The organism is Plantactinospora sp. CNZ321 (assembly GCF_004217235.1).
This window is the reverse complement of the sequence record NZ_SHKQ01000001.1, coordinates 2381984-2403786: the sequence shown is the minus strand read 5'-3', so window position 1 is coordinate 2403786 and position 21803 is coordinate 2381984. Positions and strand designations below refer to the sequence as shown.

Sequence of the window (21803 nt, the reverse complement as noted above, 5' to 3'; positions counted from 1 at the left end):
TGATCAACGCCGCGCTGTGCCCGTGACGAGGAGGACAGAGATGGCTGCCACTGACAACCAGGAGGCCGCTGGCGGTTCCGCCGGCCTCGACCTCGACGTCGAAACGGAGCACCTGAAGTCCTTCGGCGAGAAGATGTGGAGCGCGGCGAACGCGTTCAGCACTGAGGTGCTCAAGGCAGGCAACTCCGGCTTCCCCGTGCCGGCTCCGGAGTTCGCCGAGATGGTGGAGTTCACCAAGAAACTCACCGACGACACGATGGAAGCCAACCGGTTCACCTCCGACGCGGCGAACGGCCTGATGTCGTACGGCAGCGCCGCGATGGTCAGTTTCAACAAGTACGGTTGGGGCGACGACCAGGCCCGGCTCTCGTTGCAGGACGTCCGCGACGCGATGAAGGCCACGGAGCAGCCGGGGTCCGCTTCGCGGAACGCCACGGCAGCCTGACGACCGGACTCGGGCGATCATGGCCGCTACCAACTGGGAACAATACGACCTCGACAAGATCCTGAGCATCTTCGCGTCGGTCGACGTCGCGAGCCTCAACGAGCACGCCGCGCGCTGGCGGGCGATCGGGGCGGCGATCGACACCGGCGGAAGGACGCTGGCCAGCGAGACCCGGAGCCTCGCCGGAAGTTGGAAGAGCCGGGCTGCCAGCGAGTTCACCGAAAGCGCCAACCAGGCGGTCGAGCGGATGACCCAGTGGGGGTCCCAGGCTCCGGTCCGCGGCGACCACATCGAACTGGTCGGCATGGCCGTCAGCTGGGCGAAGGCCGAGCTCGAGCGCCTCAGGGCGGAGCGTCAGAAGGAGTTGGAGCAACTCCAGGCGGACAAGGAACGGATTCCCTTCCACGACATGTCCGGCGCGTTGGAGGGCCAGATCATCAACCGGTACAACGAACTGGCCCGGGCGGTGGCCAGCCAGGCCGGTGGCGAGATCAGCGGGCTGACCCCCTGGACATCTCCCGGGCCCTACGTCGGGCTGCGCGACGTCCAACGCACGGTGCCCACCCCGAACCTGGGTCCGAACGGCACCCCTGGTCCGCCCGGCACCAGCCTTCCGAACGGCACCCCGACCGGCGCCCCGGACGGCACTCCGACCGGCACTCCGGACGGCACCACCCGTCCAGATGGGCAGCCGCTGGTCGACCATCCGCCGGGACCGCTGCACCAGAACGTTCCCACGAACGAGCCGGTTGCCGACCCCCGACAGGACAGCAGCCCGCAGACCGGCCCGCAGGAGAACAACGCCGACCAGTCGCCGAACCAGCAGCAGGTCACGGCGCCGCAGACCGACGTCCCGCAGCTCGGCGAGCCGCCAACGGCGGGCCGACCGCCGGGCTCCGATGTGGCACCACCACCGACGCTGCCGGGTGGCGTACCCGGGGGCGTACCTGGTGGCGTGCCGATCGTCCCGTTCGTGCCCGGTGCCGTCGGTGCCGGTTCCGGTGGTCGCGGTGCGGGCGGCCTCGGTGGCAGCGGCCTCGCTTCGGGCGGCGTCGGCGGAGGCGGTTCGGGCGGCGTCGGCGCGGGTCGGGCCGGGGCGGGCGTACCCACCGTCTCGAATGACCTGCTCGGGCGGCTTGCCGGCGCCGAGGGCGGCGGAGGCGGAGGCGGCCTACTCGGCGCGGCCCGTCCCCCGGTCGGCGTCCCTGCCGGTGGAGGTGCCCCGATGGTCCCACCGATGATCCCTCCGGTCGCACCCGGAGCCGGGCAGGGCGGCGCACTCTCCGGCCGGCAGACCCGGCGTACCGCACGAAGCGGTGGCGCGCCTCGCGTCGTCGGCCAGGAACCCGTCGCCGCTCCCCAGTCGATCAGTGGTCGCCCGGTGGACAGGAAGAAGGCGCCGCCGCCGCGACAGCAGGAGACGGAACGGCAGTCGGCGGTGACCTACGGCGCGTGATTCCAAGCCGCCCTGCCGAGCATCCGGCGACCTCTGGGCGTACGGCCCTACCGGCCGAACCCGAACGTCTGAAACGGTGAGCATCTGTTGCCTGTGATCATTTGCCCTGCCTGTGGGGAACCGGACGACGACGACTCGGTCTACTGCCTCAATCCGGGCTGCGGGGCTCTCCTGGCGGTGTCTCAGCCCGAGCAGCCACCGGAGCAGGCGGCGAGCGCTGACCTGTCCGAACCGGCCGTACCTGCCGAACCGGCCGCTGCGGCCGGTACCTCCGACGGGCCGACCGCAGCACCTGCAGCGGTAGCGCCTTCTGAGCCGACCAGACCGGCGAAGGCGGTCAGAATCACGAAGTCGGCCAGGCTGGCGAGATCGGCCAGACCGACGCAGGCAGCCAGGGCCACCAGGTCGGCCAGGATCGCGAAATCCGCCGGAGCCGCGAAGTCGGCCGTACCGGCGAAGTCGGCTGGGCAGGCCGGCTCAACCGAGCCGACCGCACCTGCCACCCCGGCCGAGCCGACCAGACCGGCCGAGCCGACCAGACCGGCCGAGCCGACCAGACCGGCCGAGCCGACCAGACCGGCCGAACCGACCAGACCGGCCGAGAAGGCCGCACCGCAACCCGATAGGGCGACGTCACCGGCCAAGGAGGCCGCACCCGCAGATAAGGCCGCACCGCCGGCCAAGAAAGCCCCACCCGCCAAGAAGGCCCCATCCGCTGAGAAGGCCCCAACGGCTGAGAAGGCCCCAACTGCCAGACCGACGACAGTGGTCGGCGAGGTGCTGGCAGCCAGAACCGCCGAGAAGGCGCCGGCCAAAACAGCAACGAAGTCCCCGCCGCCCAGGACAGCCGAGCAGGCACCACCGGCCAGACCAGTCACGAAGACTCCGCCGGTCAAAACAGCCGGAGAGAAGGCGCCGGCTGTCGCCGCGGCCGAGGGGCCGGCTGCTTCGGTCGGAGTGTCCGAAGCGACGAAAGCGCCCGCACCGGAGGGGAAGCGCCGGACCGGGTCGGGTAGCGCAGGGACCGCACAACCCGGCCCGGTGACGCCAACGATCGAGCCGGGTGATTCCGGCAAGCTCGCCGGGCCAGGCTTCCGAGGCACGTTGGGCAAGCTGGCCCGGATCGGTCGGCGGCGCGGCGCACCGCCAGCGGCGACACCTGCCGCCGCACCGGCCAGCGGCCCCGGGCCGGACGAGGTCGGTGTTCCTTCCCTCGCTGGCGAGGTCACCGTCGGTTCGTCTGCAGAGCCGGTCGAGTCCCGACCCGCTGAGCCGGCCAAGGCCCGACCCGCAGAGCCGGCCAAGACCACACCCGCCGAACCGGCCAAGGCCCGACCCGCCGAGCCGGCCACGACCACACCCGGCGCAGCGGTCGAGGGGGCGTCCAGCAATCGGGCAGGAGCCGACCGGGGCGGTGTGGTGAAGCAGTCGACCGCCGGACGGACGGCGGCCGTCACCGTACCGGATCAGTCCCCGGACTCCGACGTGCCGCGGGCCGGCAGGCGGCTGTTGTTGCCGCTGGCGGCGGCCACGGTCGTGCTGGTCGGGGTCGGCGTGAGCCTGGCGGTGAACGACGGCGGCCGGTCCGGCAAAGCCCCTCCTGCGGCGGCGCCGACCGAGCCCGAGCTGGCGCTCGGCTCGCCGTTGCCGGCCGCTCCGACTTCGGCGCCGGCCGTGCAGCCGAGCCCGACGCCGCAGGCGAGCCCGACGCCGAAGGCCAGTAAGGCTCCGCCCCGACCCGCCCGCCCGGCGTCGGCGCCGAAGCCGGCCCGGACACCGAGCCGGAAGCCACCGGCCAAGACCACCGCTCCGGCGCCGAAGCCTCCGGCGCCGCAGGCCCGGATCTCGGCCAGCGGCCGGGTCGAGTGCACCCGCGTCGACCGGGGCTGGGGCGTTGCGATCACTGGCAGCGTGACCAACACCTCGGCGACCATCCGCAGCGCCCGGGTCTCCTACAGTTCCAACGAGACCGGGCCGGCGAGCAACTCCGACACGTTGACGCTCAATTTCAGCGGCCGGTCCTTCGATCGCAGAATCCCGAACACCAACGGCTGGGAGTTCATCGGTGGATCGTCCGTCTCCTGGACGGTCACCGTCACGTTGAGCGACGGCAAGACGGTCTCCACCTCGGGGTCGAACAGATACTCCTGTGGATAGGTCCGGCTCCGGCCCATCGGGGCAGCGCAAACCCGCGCCCGCTCTCGCCTGAGGCGTGAGCGGGCGCAGGTCGGTCGTGGTGGGCGGTGGAGTCAGCGTCCGCGCCGGTACTGGACCGGGCCGACGTTGAGCCCCGCCATCTGCTCCAGCCGGTGCACCCGCTCCTCCATCTTCGGGTGGGTGGAGAAGAGGTTCGCCATGCCACCACCCTTGAAGGGGTTGTCGATCATGAGGTGGGCGGTGCTGGTCAGCCGGTTGTCGGCCGGCAGCGGCAGCGCCCTGGTGCCAGCGTGGATCTTGCGTAGCGCGCTGGCCAGCGCCAGCGGGTCGCGGGTCAGCGCGGCACCCGAGGCGTCCGCCTGGAACTCCCGGTTACGGCTGATGGCAAGCTGGATCAGGCTGGCCGCGATCGGGCCGAGGATCAGCGTCAGCAGCAGTACGGCCGGGTTCGGCGAGTCCTCGTCGTCCCCGCCCAGCGGGAGGAACCAGGCGAAGTAGGCCAGCATGGTGATGATGCCGGCCAGGCCGGCGGCCACGCTGGAGATCAGGATGTCCCGGTTGTAGACGTGGGACAGCTCGTGACCGATGACGCCCCGCAACTCCCGGTAGTCCAGGATCTGCGTGATGCCCCGGGTCACGGCGACCGCGGCGTTCTGCGGGTTCCGTCCGGTGGCGAACGCGTTGGGCTGCATGGTCGGGCTGACATACAGCCGGGGCATCGGCTGCTTCGCCTCGGCCGCCAGCTCGCGGACCATCTGGTAGAGCGCCGGGAATTCGGCCTCGGTGACCGGCTGTGCCCGCATGGCGCGCAGCGCGAGCTTGTCCGACCAGAAATAGCTGGCCCCGTTCATGGCCAGCGAAACGACTACGGCGATGACCAACCCGCCGCTGCCGCCGAACCAGTAACCGACGCCGAGGATCAGAGCGGTGAGCAGGCCAAGTAGCGCGGCTGTCTTGAGCCGGTTGTGATGGCTATGCACGATAACTCCTTCGGTGCGTGGGCCGGTGGACCCACTGACCGTTCCAACACCGGACTACCCCCTCAACAATCCGGATATGACTGTGAGTTGCCTGAGAAAGCGCCCCAACCACGGCTCGGAGCGGCCAATCTCACAGTCCGGCGACGTCCAGGACGAGTTGCGGGGCGAAGCCGACGACGATCGCGATCACGGTGGCCAGGGCCAGCGCGGCGACAACCGCCCAGGCTGGCCGGACCGGTTCCGCAGCCGGCACCGGAGCGCCGGGCGGCACGGCGGGTGCGCCCGGCTCGGCCGGTACGACCGGTGCGGCGGCGGCGTCGCCGGCCCGGGCGGCGGCCGGCTCCGGGGCATAGAGGATGGCGGCGACCCGCAGGTAGTAGGCGAGCCCGATCACCGCGTTCAGCGCCACCACCACGGCGAGCCAGCCGGCGTCACCGGCCAGCAGGGACCGTACGACAGTGACCTTGGCGAAGAGCCCGGCCAGCCCCGGCGGCAGGCCGGCCAGCCCGACCAGGGCGAGCACGAACGCCGCGCCGACCCACGGCCGGCGCCGGGCCGCCCCCCGGTAGTCCGCGATCTCGCCCCCGTCGGCGACCGCCGGCCGCAGCGCCACCACCGCACCGAACGCGGCCAGTTCCAGCACCACGAAGAAGACCGTGTACGCGACCGCGGCGGCCACCGCCGTGTCGATCGCCTCCGCACCCCGCCCCGACGACAGTGCCAACGCGCCGAGCGGGGCGACGATGTAGCCCGCCTGCGCCACCGACGACCAGGCCAGCAGCCGGACCATCCGGCGCTGCCGGAGCGCCACCAGGTTGCCGACGGTCATCGTCGACACCGCCACCACCGCCAACAGCGGACCGGTCAGCCGGGCCGGCAGGGCGGCCGCGGTGACCGCGAGCAGCGCCACCACCCCGCCGAGCTTGGATGCGGTCGACAGGTACGCCGCCACCGGCACCGGGGCGCCGTCGTAGGTGGCCGGCGCCCAGGCGTGGAACGGCACCGCCGCGACCTTGAAGGCGAGGCCGAGCACGATCAACGCCACCGCGACCACGGTCAGCGGCAGGCCCAGCAGGGGCGGCCCCTCCGGGAAGCCGCCGCCGACCGCGACCGGCCGGTTCGCCTCGGCCGTGAAGACCGCGTCGAGCCGGCTCAGGTGCACCGCCCCGGTGACCGCGTAGAGCAGCGCGGCGCCGAGCAGGGTGATCGCGGTGGCCACCACGCTGACCACGAAGAAGGTCAGCGCCGCCTCGGCACCGGCGACGCTGCGGTGCCGGAGCCCGACCAGCACGTAGAGCGGCAGGGTCAGCGTCTCCAGGGCGACGATCAGGGTGATCAGGTCGCCGGCCGCGCCGAGTACCACGCCGCCGGTCATCGAGCAGGCGAGCAGGAAGCAGTACTCCCCCGGCGGCACCTGCCCGGAGCGCAGCAGCGGGGCGGAGAGTGCCAGCACCCCGAGGGTGAGCAGCGCGAAGAGGCAGCCGACCAGCGCCGCCCGGCCGCCGGCCAGATAGGAGCAGTCGGTCCCGGCGCAGAACGTCCGTCGGGCCCCGGCGGCACCGACCAGCACCGCGCCGAGCGCGGTGGCGGCGGCACCCGCCGCGAAGACGGCCACCGTCGCGCCGCGCCGGGCGATCAGCAGGTCGGCCAGGAGCACGAGTACGGCGGTGCCGGCCGCCAGGTACGCCGGCAGCAGCGCCACGTTGTCCACGCTCTGGATCACGACGCCCCCCGCCCGACCCGCTGGACGCGGCTCATCGGATCGCCTCCAGTAGTGCCCCGACCGGCACCTCGGCAAAGCCGAGCACCAGGGTCGGGGCGAGCCCGATGGCCAGCGCCAGCAGCACCAGCGGCCCCCAGGCGAGCAACTCGGCACCAGCCAGTCCCGGCGTCAGGGTCAGCACGGCGGGGCTGGCCGGCCCGTGCGTGACCCGGCGCAGCAGCCGCAGCAGGTACGCCGCGGTCAGCGCCCCGCCGAGCGCGGCCAGTACGGCCAGGGTGGTCCAGAGTGGACCGCCCACCCGCCAGGCGGCCACCACCGCGAAGGCCTCGCCCCAGAATCCGGCCAGGCCGGGCAGCCCGAGCGAGGCGATGGCGGCGAAGCCGAGCAGCCCGGCTAGTCGGGGCGTACTCTCGCGCAGCCCGCCCAGCTCTGCCAGCGCCCCGGTGTGCGCCCGGTCCTTGATCGCCCCGGCGAGGAAGAAGAGCAGGCCGGTGATGACGCCGTGCGCGATGTTGCCGATCAGCGCCGCCTGGATGCCGGTGGCGGTCAGCGTAGCGATGCCGAGCAGCACGAACCCCATGTGCCCGACGCTGGAATAGGCGATCAGCCGCTTCAGCTCGCTCTGCGCCAGGCAGACCAGCGAGCCGACGATGATCGCCGCCACCGCGAGGGTCCCGAGCACACCGGCGGCCGCCCGGGCGCCCTCCGGCGCCACCCCGACCGCGACCCGGATCAGCCCGTACGTCCCCATCTTCAGCAGTACGCCGGCCAGGATCACGCTGCCGACCGTCGGTGCCTGGGTGTGCGCGTCCGGCAGCCAGGAGTGCAGCGGCCAGAGCGGACTCTTCACCGCGAACGCGATCGCCAGCAGGACGAACGCGGCGATCTGGGTGCCCCGGGACAGTCCGGTGCCGCCGGTCAGCACGGTCAGGTCTGCGGTGCCGGCGGCGGCGACCACGGTGAAGACGCCGACCAGCAGCAGTACCGAGCCGAAGAGGGTGTAGAGGGCGAACTTCCGGGCCGCGTGCTGCCGGTCCTCGCCACCCCAGACCGCGATGATCGCGTACATCGGCAGGAGCACGACCTCGAAGAAGAGGAAGAAGAGCACCAGGTCGAGGGCGAGGAAGGTGCCGAGGATGCCGACCTCGACCACCAGCAGCAGCGCGACGAGGCTGCGGCCCCGGCCCGGCGCCGGCACCCGCCACCAGGTGTACGCGCAGCAGAGCAGGGTCAGCAGCGCGGTCAGCACCGCCAGTGGATAGGAGACCCCGTCGACTCCGAGCTGGAAGCGCAGGTCGAGGCCGGGTACCCAGGTCAGGTCCACCCGGTGCCACGGCCAGATGGCCGGTGCCGCGCCCACCGGCGCGCCGGGTGGAGACGGATCGTAGACCGCCCAGGTGTCGGTGGCGCCGACCGTCAGCAGCGCGGCGATCACCAGGGTCACCGCCGCGAAGGCGGTACCGGTGATCCGGGCGGCCCGGTCGAACCGCCCCGGCAGCAGGGCGAGCACCACCGCGCCGACCGCCGGCACCGCCAGCGTGGCGACCAGCGCCGTCCCGCCGAGGTTCATGCCACACCCCCGAGGGTCAGTACGGCGGCGAGCCCGAGCAGCAGCGCGCCGCCGAGTACCGCCACCACCGCCCGGGGCATCCCGCCCCGGTGCAGCAGTTCCATCCCGCCGCCGAGTCCGGCGGTCCCCCGGCCGGTCCCCTCGACCGCCCCGTCCACCAGCCCTTCGTCGCCGCGCCGGATGAGCCGGCCCAGCGCCCGCACCGGGCGTACGACCAGGGCGTGCTGGGCCTCGTCGAGCCAGAAGGCCCGGGCGAAGGCCGGGCGCAGCGGACCCAGTCCGGTGGCCGGGTCGGCGGCCGGATCGGCCCGCCAGCGCCACCAGGCGAGCCCGGCGCCGGCCAGCAGCAGCGCCATCGGGATGACCACGAAGCTGTCCAGGTGCGTCTCGTCCAGCGCCAGCGCGTCCCGGAACGGGGTGACGAGGACCGCCAGCCCGAGCGCCGCGCTCGGCACCGCGAGCAGGACCACCGGCCAGCGCAGCAGCCCGGGCGGGTCGTGCGGCGGACCGGGCGGGGTGTGTGCCGGCGACCCGGCCGGCGCGTCGATCGCCGACGCCGGGCTGGCATGCGCGGCCGGGGTGTCGACCGGATGGGTCTGCGCGCGGGAGGCGCCGAAGAAGGTGCGCAGCAGCAGCCGGGTGGCGTACCAGGCGGTCAGCCCGACCCCGACCAACCCGGCGAGCCAGACCAGCCAGCCGACCCAGGCGGCGGTCGGGCCGGCGTGGTGCCGGGCCGCCTGCTCGGCGACGACCAGGATGCCGTCCTTGCTCCAGAACCCGGCCAGCGGCGGCACCCCGGCCAGCGCGGCGAGCCCGATCGCGGTGCACCAGAAGGTGACCGGCATCGGCCGGCGCAGCCCACCCATCGCGGACATCAGGTTGCTGCCGACGGCGTGGATCACCGCGCCGGCGGCCAGGAAGAGCAGCGCCTTGAAGGCGGCGTGGCTGAGCAGGTGGAAGAGGGCGGCCGGTGGCGAGCCGACCGCCAGCGCCCCGGCCATGTAGCCGAGCTGCGAGACGGTCGACCAGGCGAGCACCCGCTTGATGTCGTCCTGCGCGGTGGCGGCGAGCGCGCCGAGCAGCAGGGTGACCGCAGCCATCACGCCGAGCACGGCGAGCGCGACCGGAGCCTGCTCGTAGAGCGGGAAGAGCCGGGTCAGCACGTAGATTCCGGCCGCCACCATCGTCGCGGCGTGGATCAGCGCCGAGATCGGGGTCGGGCCGGCCATCGCGTCCGGCAGCCAGGTGTGCAGCGGGAACTGGGCGCTCTTGCCGGCCACCCCGGCGAGCAGCAGCAGGCAGGCGGCGGTGAGCGTGCCGGGGCCGAAGTCGTGGGCCAGCACGTCGGAGATCCGGAAGCTGCCGGCGTGCACGCCGAGGACGACGATGCCGAGCAGGAAGCCGACGTCGCCGACCCGGGTCACCAGGAACGCCTTCACGGCCGCGCCGGGCGCCTCCGGCAGCCGCCGGTCGTGACCGATGAGCAGGTACGAGCAGATGCCCATCACCTCCCAGCCGACCAGCAGCATGATCAGGTCACCGGCCACCACCACCAGCAGCATCGCGGCGGTGAAGAGGCTCACCTGGGCGGCGTACGGGGCGTACCGGTCGTCGTCGTGCAGGTAGCCGACCGAGTAGACCTGCACCGCCAGCGCCACCGCCGCCACCGCGACCGCGACCAGGGCGGCGGCCGGGTCCAGCCGGAGGCTGAGCGTGACCGACAACCCACCGAAGTCGACCCAGTCGGCGCTCGCCTCGGCACCCCGGCCGTCGAGCGCGACGACCAGCCCGATCGCCGCCGCCAGCGCCACCGCCGCACCACCGATGCCGAGCGCCGCCGCACCGGCCCGGGACCGCTGCGGCAGCAGCAGCCCGACCAGGGCCAGTCCGAAGGGTACGGCCGGCAGCAGCCCGGCGAGCACCGTCACGGCGCTCACCGGTCCGGTCCCGCCGTCGGACCCGCCGCACCGGGCGCCAATCCCGCCGTCGGACCCGCTTCTCCGGGTGCGGATCCCGCCGTCCCGGCGGCTCCGGTCCGGGCCGGGGTCGCGACGACGGCCAGCGGCCCGGTGTCCGGGGTGCGCGCGTCGAGGCGTACGTCGTCGATGGTGACCGTGCCACGCAGCCGGTAGAGCTGGAGCACGATCGCCAGCCCCACCCCCACCTCGGCGGCGGCGATCACGATGACGAAGAGCGTGAACGCCTGCCCGGTGAGCGGCAGCGGCGCGGCACCCTCGGGGCCCGGGGCGGGGTGCCCCAGGGCCCTGTGCAGCGGGGCGGCGTCGGCGGTCACCAGCAGCAGGTTGACGGCGTTGAGCATCAGCTCGACTGCCATCAGCACCAGTACGGCGTTGCGGCGGCGGAGCACGCCGTACACGCCCAGCCCGAAGAGGAGGGCGGCGACGACGTACGGGATGACCGGCCTCACTGGCGCCGCCCCGGAATCCGTACGCTGATCGCGATCGCTCCGACCAGTGCGGAGAGGAGCAGCACCGAGAGCACCTCGAACGGCAGCACCCAGGACTGGAAGATCTCGGTGCCGATCCGTTCGGCCGTACCGGCCTCCGGCAGGTCCACCCTGGACCACCGGTACGCGTCGACCAGCAGGGCGGCCAGGCCCAGCCCGGCCCCGCCACCGATCAGCGCGGCCGGCCAGCCGGGCCGGTCGAGGTCGTCGGCGGCGCCGATCGGCGCCCGGGTCAGCATCACCGCGAAGAGCAGCAGCACCACCACCGCGCCGACGTAGATGAGCAGTTGCACCCAGGCCACGAGTTCGGCGGTGAGCACCAGGTAGAGCCCGGCGACCGCACCCAGGCAGACCACCAGGTAGAGCCCGGCCCGGACCAGGTGCCGGGTGGAGACCACGAGTGCGCCGGACCCGACCGCCACCACACCGAGGGCCAGCATCAGCACGTCGGCGGCGGTCACGGCGGCTCCTCGTCGACCGGGGAGCCGGGTCCGGGGCTGGGGCTGGGACGGTCGACGTCGGGTGGCCCGGATGCCGGCCGGTCAGCGGCGGGCGGGCCGGCGGCAGCCGGCGACCCGGAAGCGGGCCGGTCAACGGCCGGCGGCCCGGAAGCGGGCCGGCCCGGCGCGGGGCGGGGCGGGCGGCGGGTGCGTACCGCCGGACCGGCCGAACGCTCCCCCGCCGCGCCGGGAGCGGCGGCCTTGCGCGCGGCGGCCTCCTCCTTGGCCGGCTCGCCGTTCGGGTCGTGCGCGGGCGGCGGCGGCACGGTCGACATCCACTCCCCGAGGTGCTCCTTGTCGTGCAGCAGGTCCCGGATGTCGTACTCGGCGTACTCGAACTCGGGCGACCAGTAGAGCGCGTCGAACGGGCAGACCTCGACGCAGATGCCGCAGTACATGCAGAGCGAGAAGTCGATGTCGAAGCGGTCCAGTACGTTGCGCTGGCGCGACCGGGCCGCACCCGGGACCGACACCTCCTCCTTGTGCGAGTCGATGTAGATGCACCAGTCCGGGCACTCCCGGGCGCAGAGCATGCAGACCGTGCAGTTCTCCTCCAGCAGCGCGATCACGCCCCGGGAGCGCGGTGGCAGCTCGGGGGCCACGTCCGGGTACTGCTGGGTGTGGGAGCGGCGGGTCATCGTCTTGAGGGTGACGGCCAGTCCCTTCGCCAACCCCTCGCCCGGGACGCTCATGCCAGCACTCCGCCGCGCTCGGTCATGGGCCTTATCCTGCCGTGTCGGCGGTTCCCGCGCGACCACCCCCGGCCAGTTGAAGCGGTACGGTGGCATCGGGTGACGTAAGTCCGCCGTCCGCGAGAGGGAAGTCTTGACATCTTCCGCCGCCCTAAAGGGCAGGGATTCCCTTGGTCGCCCTCGGGTTTTCCTGCTTCGTCACCGGCTGCCTCGTCCGGGCACCCGCCCGTTGAGGTCTTACCCCGGCTCCACAGGCCGTAACGGAGAGCCCCTCCGCCAGAATGTTGCGGGCCGCGTTGACGTCACGGTCGTGGACGGCCCCGCATCGGCAGGTCCACGTCCGCACGTCCAGCGGCATCCGATCAGCGAGCACACCACACGTCGAACACAGCTTGGACGACGGGAACCACCGGTCGACGACGACCAGGTCCCGACCGTGCCAGTCGGCTTTGTACTCGAGCATGGTGCGGAACTGCCGCCAGGCCGCGTCGCTGATGGCACGGGCCAGCGTGTGGTTCTTGACCATGTTCCGCACGGTCAGGTCCTCGATCACGATCGTTTGGTTGTCACGAACGAGTCGAGTGGTCAACTTGTGCAGGTGGTCCCGACGCCGGTCGCTGATCCGCGCATAAATTCGGGCCACCCTCAACCGGGCCTTGGCCCGGTTCACCGACCCCTTCTCCTTACGGGCGAGTTGACGCTGGGCGCGGGCCAGGGCGGACCGGTCGGCGCGTTCGTGACGCGGGTTGGTGACCTTCTCCCCGGTACTCAAAGTGAGCAGACTGTCCAGCCCGGCGTCCACCCCGACGGCCGTGTTCACCGCCGGGGACGATTCGATCACATCGTCGCAGAGCAGGGACACGAACCAACGCCCCGCCGCGTCCTGCGACACCGTCACGGTCGACGGCGACACGCCCTGCGGCAACGGCCGCGACCACACGATGTCCAACGGCTCGGTCATCTTGGCCAGGGTCAGCCGACCGTTGCGGTAGCGGAACGCGCTGGTCGTGTACTCCGCCGACTTCCGCGACTTCTTCTTCGACTTGAAGCTCGGGTACCGGGCGCGTTTGGCGAAGAAGTTGACGAACGCGCCTTGCAGGTGCCGCAGCGCCTGCTGCAACGGCACCGACGACACCTCGTTGAGGAACGCCAGTTCCTCGGTCTTCTTCCACCCGGTCAGCAACGCGCTGGTGGCGGTGTAGGTGATCCGTTCCCGCCGCAGGGCCCACGCCTCGGTACGGGCCCGCAGGGCCAGGTTGTAGACCTTCCGGACGCATCCGAACGTACGCGACAGCTCCGCCGCCTGCGCCTCGGTCGGGTAGAAGCGGTACCTGAACGCCCGCTTCACCGTCCTGGACACGGCTCACACGTTAACGCACCAGCCGGTGAACCTCGCGCTACCGCGCGGGTAGACACCTATCCGCCTTGGCGGCGGATCGGCTATCCCCGCCCCGCCCCGCTCCGCAGGAGTTCCGTTTCCTCTCCGGCCTGAAGACCGGAGTATCCACGGAAGGAATCCGATGACCGCGGCCCTGGACGATCCGTACCCGCCGACCGGCGGGTGGACCACTGACGACCTCGACGCCATGCCCGACGACGGCCACCGCCGCGAGCTTCTCGACGGAGTCCTGATCATGCCGCCCTCCCCCACCGCGGCACACCAGACCATCGCTTGGCGGCTCGCCGCCGCTCTGGACGAGGACTGCCCGGACGAGTACGACGTCACCCAGGCCGTCGAGGTGCGGATCAGCCAACGGCGATCCTTCATCCCGGACGTGCTGGTCACCACCGCCGCCGCAGCGGCCCGCCGGACCGCGAGGTACGAGCCGCACGAGGTGGTACTCGCCGTGGAGATCATCTCCGACGGTTCGCAGTCGATGGACCGGATCCTCAAGCCGGCCCTGTACGCCAAGGCCGGGATCCCCTACCACTGGCGGATCGAGACCGATGGCGGGCTGGTCGTGCACACCCACCGGCTCGACCCGGTCGAGGAGGTCTACGTCGAGACGGGCCGGTGGACCACGTTCGTCGACACCGGTGAGCCCTGGCCGGTCAACCTGCCGATCAGCCGGCTGACTCCCCGCCACCTCTGATCGCCCCACCACGCCTGGCGGTTCCGAATCCCGCCCGCCGACGACGGACATCGAGGGTGGGGTGGATGTCGCGGGCGGCCGCAGACTGCTCGGAGGAGCACTGCGGAAGGGGACGGCGGTGGAACTCGACGCGCGAGAGGCACTGGTTCTCAGCGGTCATCTGGACGTCGCGGCGAGCGGCCCGCCACTACCCCACGAAGTTGTCTGGGCACGCCTGGTCGAGACCATCCGGCTGCATCGGATGATCGGCGGATTGTGTCAGGCGTGTGGCGAGCGGGCCGGTCCGGAGGGCCGGTGCTTCAAGGCCGCGATAGCGGTGGAATGGTGCCGGCAGAACCCGATGACGCTTCTCGATCAGTCCGCTTCCGGGTGTCCCTGATCCGCGTGACGGGTGGCCGCCGCCCCCGGGGTCGTGGAGTCGGACCGTCGCGGCAACGACGGCCCGACTCCACGGCCCCCGGGTCGCTCGGTCGGCCGTCATGACCGGAGTCCATCAGGCGATCGCGAGCTTCACCCCGGCGGTCAGCACCAGCTGGCCGAGCGCCACCGGGACCAGCACCAGCCAGCAGAGCCGCTGCAACTGGTCCTCGCGCAGCCGTGGGTACGTCACCCGGAACCAGATGATCACGAACGAGACCGCGAACACCTTGATCAGGGTCCAGAGCCAGCCGAGGTAGTCGTCGCCGAACGGCCCCTGCCAGCCGCCGAGGAAGAGCACCGTGGTCAGCGCGGCGATCACCACGATGCCGACGTACTCGGCGAGCAGGAAGAAGGCGAACCGGAGCCCGGTGTACTCCGTCAGGTAGCCGAACACCAGTTCGGAGTCGGCGATCGGCATGTCGAACGGCGGGCGGCGGATCTCAGCGAGCCCGGCGACGAAAAAGACCACCATCGCCGGGGCCTGCCAGAGCAGCCACCAGGGCTGCCACGCCTCGACGATGCCGGGCAGGCTCAGCGTGCCGGCCGCCATCGCCACGCTCGCCGCCGCGAGCACCAGCGGCAGCTCGTAGCCGAGCAACTGTGCCGCGCCCCGGATCCCGCCGAGCAGGCTGTACTTGTTGGCGGAGGCCCAGGCGGACATCAGTACCGCGACCACCCCGACGCCGACCACCGCGAGCACGAAGAACAGCCCGATGTCCAGCGGCTGCCCGACCAGGTCGTTCGGGCCGAGCGGGATCACCAGCAGGGCCAGCAGGTACGGCACCAGCGCCACCATCGGGGCGAGCCGGAACACCGCCCGGTCCGCCTCGCGCGGGGTGACGTCCTCCTTCTGCACGAACTTGACCCCGTCGGCGATCAACTGTGCCCAGCCGTGGAAGCCGCCCGCGTACATCGGGCCGAGCCGGCCCTGCATGTGCGCCATCACCTTGTGCTCGACCTGCCCGACGACCAGCGGCAGGACCAGGAACGCCGCGACCACCCCGACGACCCGGACCAGCAGCTCCAGCCAGAGCGGCATCACGCACCCCCGTCGCTGCCATCGCTGCCATCGCCGCCATCGCCGCCGTCGCCAACCGCCGGCGCGGGGCCGTCGCCCCGGCGCCGCTCGCCCGGCGGACCAGAGGCCGGAGCGCCCGGCGGACCCGAAACCGGGGCAGCCGGCGGACCAGAGGCTGGGCGGGTACGGCCGGGCGGACCGGAGGCCGGGGCAGCCGGCGGACCAGAGGCCGGGCGGGTACGGCCGGGCGGGCCGGAGGCGGGGGCGGCGGAGACCGGCGCGGCGGCGGCCACCCCCCACTCGCCCGGGGCCGGTACGCCCGGTGGGCGCATCGCCTGCCGGCGGGCCGTACCGGCCTCGGACTCGCCCGGCTCCTTCGCCCCCGGCCACGCCTTGGCCACCCGGGAGGCGAGCACGAAATCCTTGCGCAGCGGATGCCCCTCGAACTCCGGCGGCAGCAGCAGGGGCACCAGGCCGGGATGGCCGGCGAAGTCGATGCCGAACATCTCGTGCGTCTCCCGCTCGTGCCAGGCCGCCCCCGGGAACACGTCCACCACGGACCCGACGATCGCGGCGTCCCGGGGCACCCGGGTCCGCAGCAGTACGCCGTGCCGGTGCCGGGTCGACCAGAGGTGCGCCACCACGTCGAACCCCTCGGCCAGCTCGTCGACGGCGGAGAGCCAGTCGAAGAAGTCGCAGGCCAGCTCGGTGTCGTCCCGGGCCGCCCGGACCGCCGCCGGCCAGCTGCCGGACGGCACGTCCACGGTCGCCCGGGCGTACGCCTGGCCGCCGGACTGCCCGACGGTCACCTCCGCCTCCGCGAGCAGCGTGCCCAAGCGGTCACCGACCTGTTCCGGGGTCATGTCCGCGATCCTAGGGCCATCTCCGGCCACACCGCCGGGTCGCGGGCCGCTTAATCGGCGACATCCGGAGTACCGGGCGGGTCGGCGGGGAAGAATGACCACGTGCGTGCGATTACCGTGACCCCGGGCCGGACCAATTCGCTGCGGCTGGCCGAGGACTTCCCAGAGCCGAGCCCCGACGAGGGCGGCCTGCTGGTGGAGGCCCTCGCGGTCGGAATCTGCGGCACCGATCGCGAGATCATCGACGGTGAGTACGGCGAACCCCCGCCCGGCGCGACCGAACTGGTGCTCGGGCACGAGTCGCTGGGCCGGGTGCTGGAGGATCCGAGCGGCTCGTTCTCACCGGGTGACCTGGTCGCCGGGATAGTCCGGCACCCCGATCCGGTGCCCTGCTCCAACTGTGCCGTCGGCGAGTGGGACATGTGCCGCAACGGCCTCTACACCGAACATGGCATCAAGTGCCTACAGGGCTTCGCCCGGGACCGCTGGCGGATCTCGCCGGAGTTCGCCGTACGCCTCGCCCCGGAGCTGGCCGAGCTGGGCGTGCTGCTCGAACCGACGAGCGTGCTGGCGAAGGCGTGGGAGCACATCGAGCGGATCGGCGCCCGGGCCGCCTGGGAGCCGAAGCGGGTACTGGTCACCGGGGCGGGGCCGATCGGCCTGCTGGCCGCCCTGTTCGCCGCGCAGCGCGGCTACGAGTTGCACGTGCTGAACCGCTCGGCAAGTGGCGAGAAGCCCGGACTGGTCGAGGCACTCGGCGGGACGTTCCACACCGGCACCGTTCCCGAGCTGGGCATCGAGTTCGACATCGTGCTGGAGTGCACCGGCGCCCCGACGGTGGTGCTGGACGCGATGTGCCAGGCGGCACCGAACGGCATCGTCTCGCTGACCGGCGTCTCCTCCGGCCGGACGATCGACTTCGACGCGGGCGCGCTCAACCGGGCACTGGTGCTGGAGAACAACGTGGTCTTCGGCACGGTCAACGCGAACCGGCGGCACTGGGAACTCGCCGCCGAGGCGCTCGCCGCCGCCGACCGGGACTGGCTGGCCAGGATGATCACGCGGCGGGTGCCGGTCGAGCGGTACGCCGAGGCGTACAACGCGGAGCCCGACGACATCAAGGTGGTCCTCGAGTTCGGACGCTGACTCGGGTCCGGACGGTGAACCGGGGCCGGACGGTGAACCGGGGCCGGACGCTGAGCCGGACGGCACCCGCATCGCGGGCGCGGCCCGGTGCGCGGCCCGGCTGATAGCGTTGGCGGATGGAGGCGGAGCGTCATCTGACCCTCGACCCCTGGGACGCGGAGTACGTGGTCGACCTCTCCAACGTCGTCCGCGACCGACGGCTCTGCGACGACCGCGAGGCCAACCTCCAGCGCTTCCTCGAACTCCTCACCGCGCTGGTCGCACACACCGGGGACCGGTCGGTGTCGGTGTACGCGGTCACGGACCGCTCGCTGCTGCGACATTCCGCGTTGACCGCCCGGGAGCGGTCGACCCTGCACCGCTGGTTCCGCAGACGCCTCATCGAGGTACGGCCACGGGCCGACGACCGGATTCTCGAGCTCGCGGACACCGCCGGGCTCCTGGTGATCAGCGACGACCGGTACATGGGCGACTATCGGGCGTACCCCTGGATTCCGGGGAACCGCGACCGGTTCTTCCGGCAGCTGCCCGGCCCCGGCGGCATCGGGGTCGGGATCGTGCCGCGCACCATGCCGACGCCCGCCGAGTGGGAGATCTCCCGCAAGGAGGAGCAGGACCGTCTGGTGGAGGCGCGGATGTACGACCGTCGCACCGGCACCGGTGCCCGGCGCGAGTTGTTGACCCGGCTCTGGCGGTGCCCGACACCGGACTGCCCGATGTTCGGCCCGGATCCGGTCGGCGGTCAGCCGCCGCCGGTGTTCGACGGTGCGGTCGTCCGCTGCCCCACCCACCGCGAGCGGATGGCCGACCTCGGCCCGGCCCCGTCCCGGATCCAGTTGAAGGTCCGGGTCGACGGCGTCTCGCAGCTCCGGTTCATGCTGGTGGCGGGGACGCCGATGGTGGTCGGGCGGGCGCCGACGGGCCCGGGTGTCGCGCTGACCGGACCGATGCTGGACGAGGCGGCACTGAGCCGGATCAGCCGGGAGCATGTCGAGTTGGCCTGGGACGGATCGAGGATCAGCGTCCGCGATCTCAGCCGGAACGGCACCTGGCTCCGTCCAGACAGCCCGGTCAGCCCGGTCAGCCCGGAGGATCGGGCCGAGGCCGCCCCGCGCGAGGTCCCGGCGAGACGGATTCCGCCGGGCCGCACCTGGACGCTGCGCCGTGGTCAGGTGGTGGTGCTCTGTGACGGCGTCGAGTTGGTCGCCTCCGGACGGAGGTACGTCTTCGACGCCGAGCCGGGCGTCCCGGCCCAGCAGTCGAAGGTGGCGGCGGAGGCGACCGAGGTGACCGAGTTCCACCGGCCAGGCCGCAGGTGAACCCGGGCGTTCCCCGATGAACACGGCGGGGATCCGACTCAAGGGACGTTACCGACTCTCCCGGCGTCTCGGGCGGGGCGGCCAGGGCGCCGTGTACGCCGCACACGACGAGCACCTGCGCCGGACCGTAGCGGTCAAGCTGCTGCCGACCACCTTCGACTCGGAGCAGTTCGCCCGGTTCGAGCGCGAGGCCAGGGTGCTGGCCCGGATCAAGCACCCGAACGTGGTGATGGTCTTCGACTTCGACTGGCACGACGGGCGCGCCTTCGTCGTGATGGAGCACCTGGCCGGCCCGGATCTCGCCCGCCTGCTGCGCGAACGGCGGCATCTGCCGGTGCAGCGGACGCTCCGCTACGGCCTGCCGGTCGCCGACGCGCTGGCGAGCCTGCACGGCGCGGCCACCCCGGTACTGCACCGCGATCTCAAGCCGCCCAACCTCGTACTGGACGGGGACGGAACGATCAAGATCTGTGACTTCGGGCTGGCCGTACTCCCCGACTCGTCCCTGCCCCGGCTCACCGCGCCGGGAGTCAAGATGGGCACGCTCGCCTACATGTCACCGGAGCAGTACCGGGGTGAGGATCCCGGCGCCCCGGCCGACGTGCACGCCTTCGGGGCGGTGCTGCACGCGCTGCTCACCGGCGGGCCACCGTTCGGCACCGTCGGCAGCTACGGCGAGTTCGCCCATCGGGTCCAGCACACCGAGCCGGAGCCGGTGACGGTGCGCTGCCCGGAGGCTCCCCCGGAGCTGGCCCGCCTGGTCCACAGCATGCTCGCCAAGAATCCCTCGGCCCGGCCGACCGCCGGTGAGGTCCGCGACGGCCTGGCCGCGCTCGCCTCCGCACCGGCCGCGCACGACGTCGACCGGCCCGAGCGTCAGGGTGCGCCGGCCGGCCACGACATCCCGGATCCGGCCGGGGAGACCGTGGACGCCGCCGCGGAAACGATCGACCCCGCCCGGGAACTCGCACGGGAACGAGCGATGGTGACCGGCGTACGCCCGCCGACCGGGGTTTCCCGGCCTGCGTCCGGGGGCACCACCCGGCCCGATCCCGACCCACCCGAGCTGCGGCACGGTGAGCTGCTGCTCCGGCAGGGCCGCTACGTCGAGGCGGACCGGCACTTCACCGGGCTTGCGCACCGGCTGCGGAACACCGGACCCGTCGACGATCCGGTCACGTTCGCGGCCGAGTTCGGCCGGATCCGCGCCAGGTCGGGGCTGGGCGAGGAGGCGGTCGCCGCGATGCGCCTGGTCCGGCTGGCGGCGCGGGCCAGGGCCGCGCTGGGTGCCGAGCATCCCCTCGTACGCGAGATCCGGGCCTTCATCGACAGCCGGAGCTGACCGGACGACCGGCCGGGCGGGTGACCGGCCGGGCGGCGCTCCCGCTCAGGACCCGTCCGGTACGGGCCAGACCGTGACCCGCGCGGTGAGTCCCGTCGTGAAGTTGCGGGTGACCGAGACGATGGTGGCCAGCGCCACGCGTCCGTCGTCGGTCGCGACGCAGAGCACGTCGTCCTTGGCGACGGAGAGTGAGGACACTCCCTGGGTGGAGGTCAGCTCCGCGCACTGGGCGGGCGTCGGCACGTCGCCTCCGGTCCAGGTCGCCAGACCCGGTTCCGAACTCGCGACCCTCAGCGTGGTGGCTCCGGCCGCGGAGAGCCGAAGCTCGTCCTGGTGGCCGGAGTGGGGGGTGATGGCCGGCGGCACCGGGTCCAGGTCCACCCCGTCGCCGTTGATCCGGACGGTCCCGCTCCACTGTGGCTCGGATGCCGGGTCGGGGCTTGGGGACGTGCTGGGGGACGGAGGGCCGGGCGGCGGCGTCGGGGTCGGGGTCCCTGCGGCTCCGCCGGTGGGGCTGGCTCCGCTCGCCGGTCCGGTCTGCTCGCCGACCGGTTCCCCGCTGCCCCGGAACGAGTTGATCGCGATGCCACCGGCCACGCCCAGCAGGACGAGCACGGTGGCGAACGCGGCCAGCCGGCCGAGCCGGCGCGGCGGGACTGGCACCGCCGCCGGTCCGGCCTGCGGCGGTACGCCCGACGTCGCGGGCACGGTCACCGGCGGCCCGGCCGCCACGGCGGCCACGGCGGCGCCGCGGGCGGCGATGTCGGTGCTGACCGAGGCGGGCAGCCAGCCGGTGGCGAATCGTGGCGTTCCGCCGCACGCCTCCACCACCTCGGCGGTGCTCGGCCGGTCGGCCGGCTCCTTGCGCAGGCACGCCACGACCAGTGCGCGCAGCTCGGCCGGGCAGCCCGTCAGGTCCGCCTCCGCCTCCACCACCCGACGCAGCACGCTCAGGTAGTTGCCGTCGCCGAAGGCGGTCCGCCCGGTGGCCGCGAAGTAGGCGACCGCGCCGAGACTGAAGACGTCCGCCGCCGGGGTCAGGGACAGGCCGTTGGCCTGTTCCGGAGCCATGAACGAGGGCGTGCCGAGCGGGGTGTGACTGAGGGTGAGGTGGGTGGAGTCGATGGCGCGGGCGATACCGAAGTCGATGACCCGAGGGCCGTCGGCGGCGAGTACCACGTTGCGGGGGGCGAGATCCCGGTGCACCACCCCTGCCGAGTGGATGGCCTGCAACGACATCGCGACCGCCGCGACCAGCGGGCGTACGGTGCCGCTCGGTAGCGGGCCGTGCTCCCGTACCGCCTCGTGCAGGGTGGGACCGGGAACGTACGCGCTGGCCAACCAGGGGACCTCGGCCTCCGGGTCGGCGGCGTCGATGAGCTGGGCGGTGTAGACGCCGTTCACCCGCTGCGCCGCGCGGACCTCTTCGGCGAAACGCCGCCGGAACTCGCGGTCGTCGGCGTACTCCGGCCGAACGACCTTCAACGCCACCGGGCGCCCGCCGGGGGTGAACGAGAGGTAGACCTGCCCCATGCCGCCGAACCCGAGCCGGGCCCGCAGCGGGTAGCCGCCGACCTGCCGCGGATCGTCGTTGGTCAGGCTCGTGAACATC

19 protein-coding genes and 1 pseudogene are annotated in these 21803 nt (G+C 72.8%); 8 read left to right on the top strand and 12 right to left on the bottom strand.

What is annotated here, in order from left to right; translation table 11 throughout:
• Nucleotides 1–40: 40 nt before the first annotated feature.
• Together EV371_RS10705 and EV371_RS10700 are read left to right on the top strand one after the other, a co-directional pair.
• Nucleotides 41–445, top strand: coding sequence for a hypothetical protein (locus EV371_RS10705; protein ID WP_130461906.1), 405 nt, complete (start codon nucleotides 41–43; stop codon nucleotides 443–445).
• Nucleotides 446–464: 19 nt separating this feature from the next.
• The gene (locus tag EV371_RS10700; RefSeq protein WP_130461905.1) at nucleotides 465–1901 is read left to right on the top strand and encodes a hypothetical protein; all 1437 of its coding nucleotides are present in this window, start codon (nucleotides 465–467) and stop codon (nucleotides 1899–1901) included.
• 182 nt (nucleotides 1902–2083) lie between these two features.
• Here the strand turns inward: EV371_RS10700 and EV371_RS33365 are convergent, their stop codons facing one another.
• Entirely contained in the window at nucleotides 2084–2779 is a 696-nt protein-coding gene (locus EV371_RS33365; RefSeq protein WP_165436661.1) for a hypothetical protein, read from the bottom strand.
• Nucleotides 2780–2942: 163 nt separating this feature from the next.
• Between EV371_RS33365 and EV371_RS10690 the strand changes: the two genes are divergently transcribed.
• Nucleotides 2943–4058: a hypothetical protein gene (locus EV371_RS10690; protein WP_130461903.1), complete on the top strand. Its 1116-nt coding sequence runs from the start codon at nucleotides 2943–2945 to the stop codon at nucleotides 4056–4058.
• Nucleotides 4059–4150: 92 nt separating this feature from the next.
• On the opposite strand, the gene htpX is transcribed toward EV371_RS10690, so the two are convergent.
• The 8 genes from htpX to EV371_RS10650 form a co-directional block, all read right to left on the bottom strand.
• On the bottom strand, nucleotides 4151–5038 hold the full coding sequence (gene htpX / locus EV371_RS10685; RefSeq protein WP_130461902.1) for a zinc metalloprotease HtpX: 888 nt from the start codon (nucleotides 5036–5038) through the stop codon (nucleotides 4151–4153).
• 130 nt (nucleotides 5039–5168) lie between these two features.
• Nucleotides 5169–6761, bottom strand: a complete 1593-nt coding sequence (locus tag EV371_RS10680) for a proton-conducting transporter transmembrane domain-containing protein (RefSeq protein ID WP_130461901.1) — start codon at nucleotides 6759–6761, stop codon at nucleotides 5169–5171.
• Between the two features lie 31 nt (nucleotides 6762–6792).
• Nucleotides 6793–8331: an NADH-quinone oxidoreductase subunit M gene (locus EV371_RS10675; protein WP_130461900.1), complete on the bottom strand. Its 1539-nt coding sequence runs from the start codon at nucleotides 8329–8331 to the stop codon at nucleotides 6793–6795.
• Nucleotides 8328–10268 carry an NADH-quinone oxidoreductase subunit L gene (locus EV371_RS10670; protein WP_130461899.1) on the bottom strand — a complete coding sequence of 647 codons (1941 nt, stop codon included), beginning with the start codon at nucleotides 10266–10268 and terminating at the stop codon, nucleotides 8328–8330. Before EV371_RS10670 ends, EV371_RS10675 begins: the two co-directional genes overlap by 4 nt.
• Nucleotides 10265–10759, bottom strand: a complete 495-nt coding sequence (gene nuoK, locus EV371_RS10665) for an NADH-quinone oxidoreductase subunit NuoK (RefSeq protein WP_130461898.1) — start codon at nucleotides 10757–10759, stop codon at nucleotides 10265–10267. The genes EV371_RS10670 and nuoK overlap by 4 nt, the downstream gene beginning before the upstream one ends.
• Nucleotides 10756–11259 (bottom strand): NADH-quinone oxidoreductase subunit J, encoded by a 504-nt coding sequence (locus tag EV371_RS10660; RefSeq protein ID WP_130461897.1) that lies wholly within the window; start codon nucleotides 11257–11259, stop codon nucleotides 10756–10758. Before EV371_RS10660 ends, nuoK begins: the two co-directional genes overlap by 4 nt.
• Nucleotides 11256–11990, bottom strand: coding sequence for a 4Fe-4S binding protein (locus tag EV371_RS10655; protein ID WP_130461896.1), 735 nt, complete (start codon nucleotides 11988–11990; stop codon nucleotides 11256–11258). Before EV371_RS10655 ends, EV371_RS10660 begins: the two co-directional genes overlap by 4 nt.
• Before the next feature lie 151 nt (nucleotides 11991–12141).
• Nucleotides 12142–13350 (bottom strand): RNA-guided endonuclease InsQ/TnpB family protein, encoded by a 1209-nt coding sequence (locus tag EV371_RS10650; RefSeq protein WP_130461895.1) that lies wholly within the window; start codon nucleotides 13348–13350, stop codon nucleotides 12142–12144.
• Between the two features lie 160 nt (nucleotides 13351–13510).
• Between EV371_RS10650 and EV371_RS10645 the strand changes: the two genes are divergently transcribed.
• On the top strand, nucleotides 13511–14083 hold the full coding sequence (locus tag EV371_RS10645) for a Uma2 family endonuclease (RefSeq protein WP_130461894.1): 573 nt from the start codon (nucleotides 13511–13513) through the stop codon (nucleotides 14081–14083).
• A 118-nt stretch (nucleotides 14084–14201) separates the two neighbouring features.
• Nucleotides 14202–14462 (top strand): hypothetical protein, encoded by a 261-nt coding sequence (locus tag EV371_RS10640; RefSeq protein ID WP_130461893.1) that lies wholly within the window; start codon nucleotides 14202–14204, stop codon nucleotides 14460–14462.
• 114 nt (nucleotides 14463–14576) lie between these two features.
• Here EV371_RS10640 and EV371_RS10635 read toward each other — a convergent pair whose 3' ends face one another.
• Entirely contained in the window at nucleotides 14577–15542 is a 966-nt protein-coding gene (locus EV371_RS10635; protein WP_130461892.1) for an NADH-quinone oxidoreductase subunit H, read from the bottom strand.
• A gap of 236 nt (nucleotides 15543–15778) precedes the next feature.
• Nucleotides 15779–16384, bottom strand: a pseudogene (locus EV371_RS10630) (NADH-quinone oxidoreductase subunit C); the annotation flags it as partial.
• Between the two features lie 102 nt (nucleotides 16385–16486).
• Here EV371_RS10630 and EV371_RS10625 point away from each other — a divergent pair.
• The 3 genes from EV371_RS10625 to EV371_RS10615 all read left to right on the top strand — a co-directional run bounded on the left by EV371_RS10625 (nucleotide 16487) and on the right by EV371_RS10615 (nucleotide 20191).
• Nucleotides 16487–17530 (top strand): glucose 1-dehydrogenase, encoded by a 1044-nt coding sequence (locus EV371_RS10625; RefSeq protein ID WP_130461890.1) that lies wholly within the window; start codon nucleotides 16487–16489, stop codon nucleotides 17528–17530.
• Between the two features lie 116 nt (nucleotides 17531–17646).
• Nucleotides 17647–18849 carry an FHA domain-containing protein gene (locus tag EV371_RS10620; RefSeq protein WP_130461889.1) on the top strand — a complete coding sequence of 401 codons (1203 nt, stop codon included), beginning with the start codon at nucleotides 17647–17649 and terminating at the stop codon, nucleotides 18847–18849.
• Between the two features lie 16 nt (nucleotides 18850–18865).
• Nucleotides 18866–20191 carry a serine/threonine-protein kinase gene (locus EV371_RS10615; RefSeq protein ID WP_130461888.1) on the top strand — a complete coding sequence of 442 codons (1326 nt, stop codon included), beginning with the start codon at nucleotides 18866–18868 and terminating at the stop codon, nucleotides 20189–20191.
• Between the two features lie 45 nt (nucleotides 20192–20236).
• Here the strand turns inward: EV371_RS10615 and EV371_RS33770 are convergent, their stop codons facing one another.
• Nucleotides 20237–21802 carry a serine/threonine-protein kinase gene (locus EV371_RS33770; RefSeq protein ID WP_207230456.1) on the bottom strand — a complete coding sequence of 522 codons (1566 nt, stop codon included), beginning with the start codon at nucleotides 21800–21802 and terminating at the stop codon, nucleotides 20237–20239.
• Nucleotide 21803: the final 1 nt, after the last annotated feature.

What these genes read in the sequence shown, in the direction of transcription:
- EV371_RS10705 (WP_130461906.1), top strand. Translation starts at nt 41, where the DNA reads ATGGCTGCCACTGACAACCAGGAGGCCGCTGGCGGTTCCGCCGGCCTC.
- EV371_RS10700 (WP_130461905.1), top strand. Translation starts at nt 465, where the DNA reads ATGGCCGCTACCAACTGGGAACAATACGACCTCGACAAGATCCTGAGC.
- EV371_RS10675 (WP_130461900.1), bottom strand. Translation starts at nt 8,331, where the DNA reads ATGAACCTCGGCGGGACGGCGCTGGTCGCCACGCTGGCGGTGCCGGCG.
- EV371_RS10655 (WP_130461896.1), bottom strand. Translation starts at nt 11,990, where the DNA reads ATGAGCGTCCCGGGCGAGGGGTTGGCGAAGGGACTGGCCGTCACCCTC.
- EV371_RS10645 (WP_130461894.1), top strand. Translation starts at nt 13,511, where the DNA reads ATGACCGCGGCCCTGGACGATCCGTACCCGCCGACCGGCGGGTGGACC.
- EV371_RS10635 (WP_130461892.1), bottom strand. Translation starts at nt 15,542, where the DNA reads ATGCCGCTCTGGCTGGAGCTGCTGGTCCGGGTCGTCGGGGTGGTCGCG.
- EV371_RS10620 (WP_130461889.1), top strand. Translation starts at nt 17,647, where the DNA reads ATGGAGGCGGAGCGTCATCTGACCCTCGACCCCTGGGACGCGGAGTAC.
- EV371_RS10615 (WP_130461888.1), top strand. Translation starts at nt 18,866, where the DNA reads ATGAACACGGCGGGGATCCGACTCAAGGGACGTTACCGACTCTCCCGG.
- EV371_RS33770 (WP_207230456.1), bottom strand. Translation starts at nt 21,802, where the DNA reads ATGTTCACGAGCCTGACCAACGACGATCCGCGGCAGGTCGGCGGCTAC.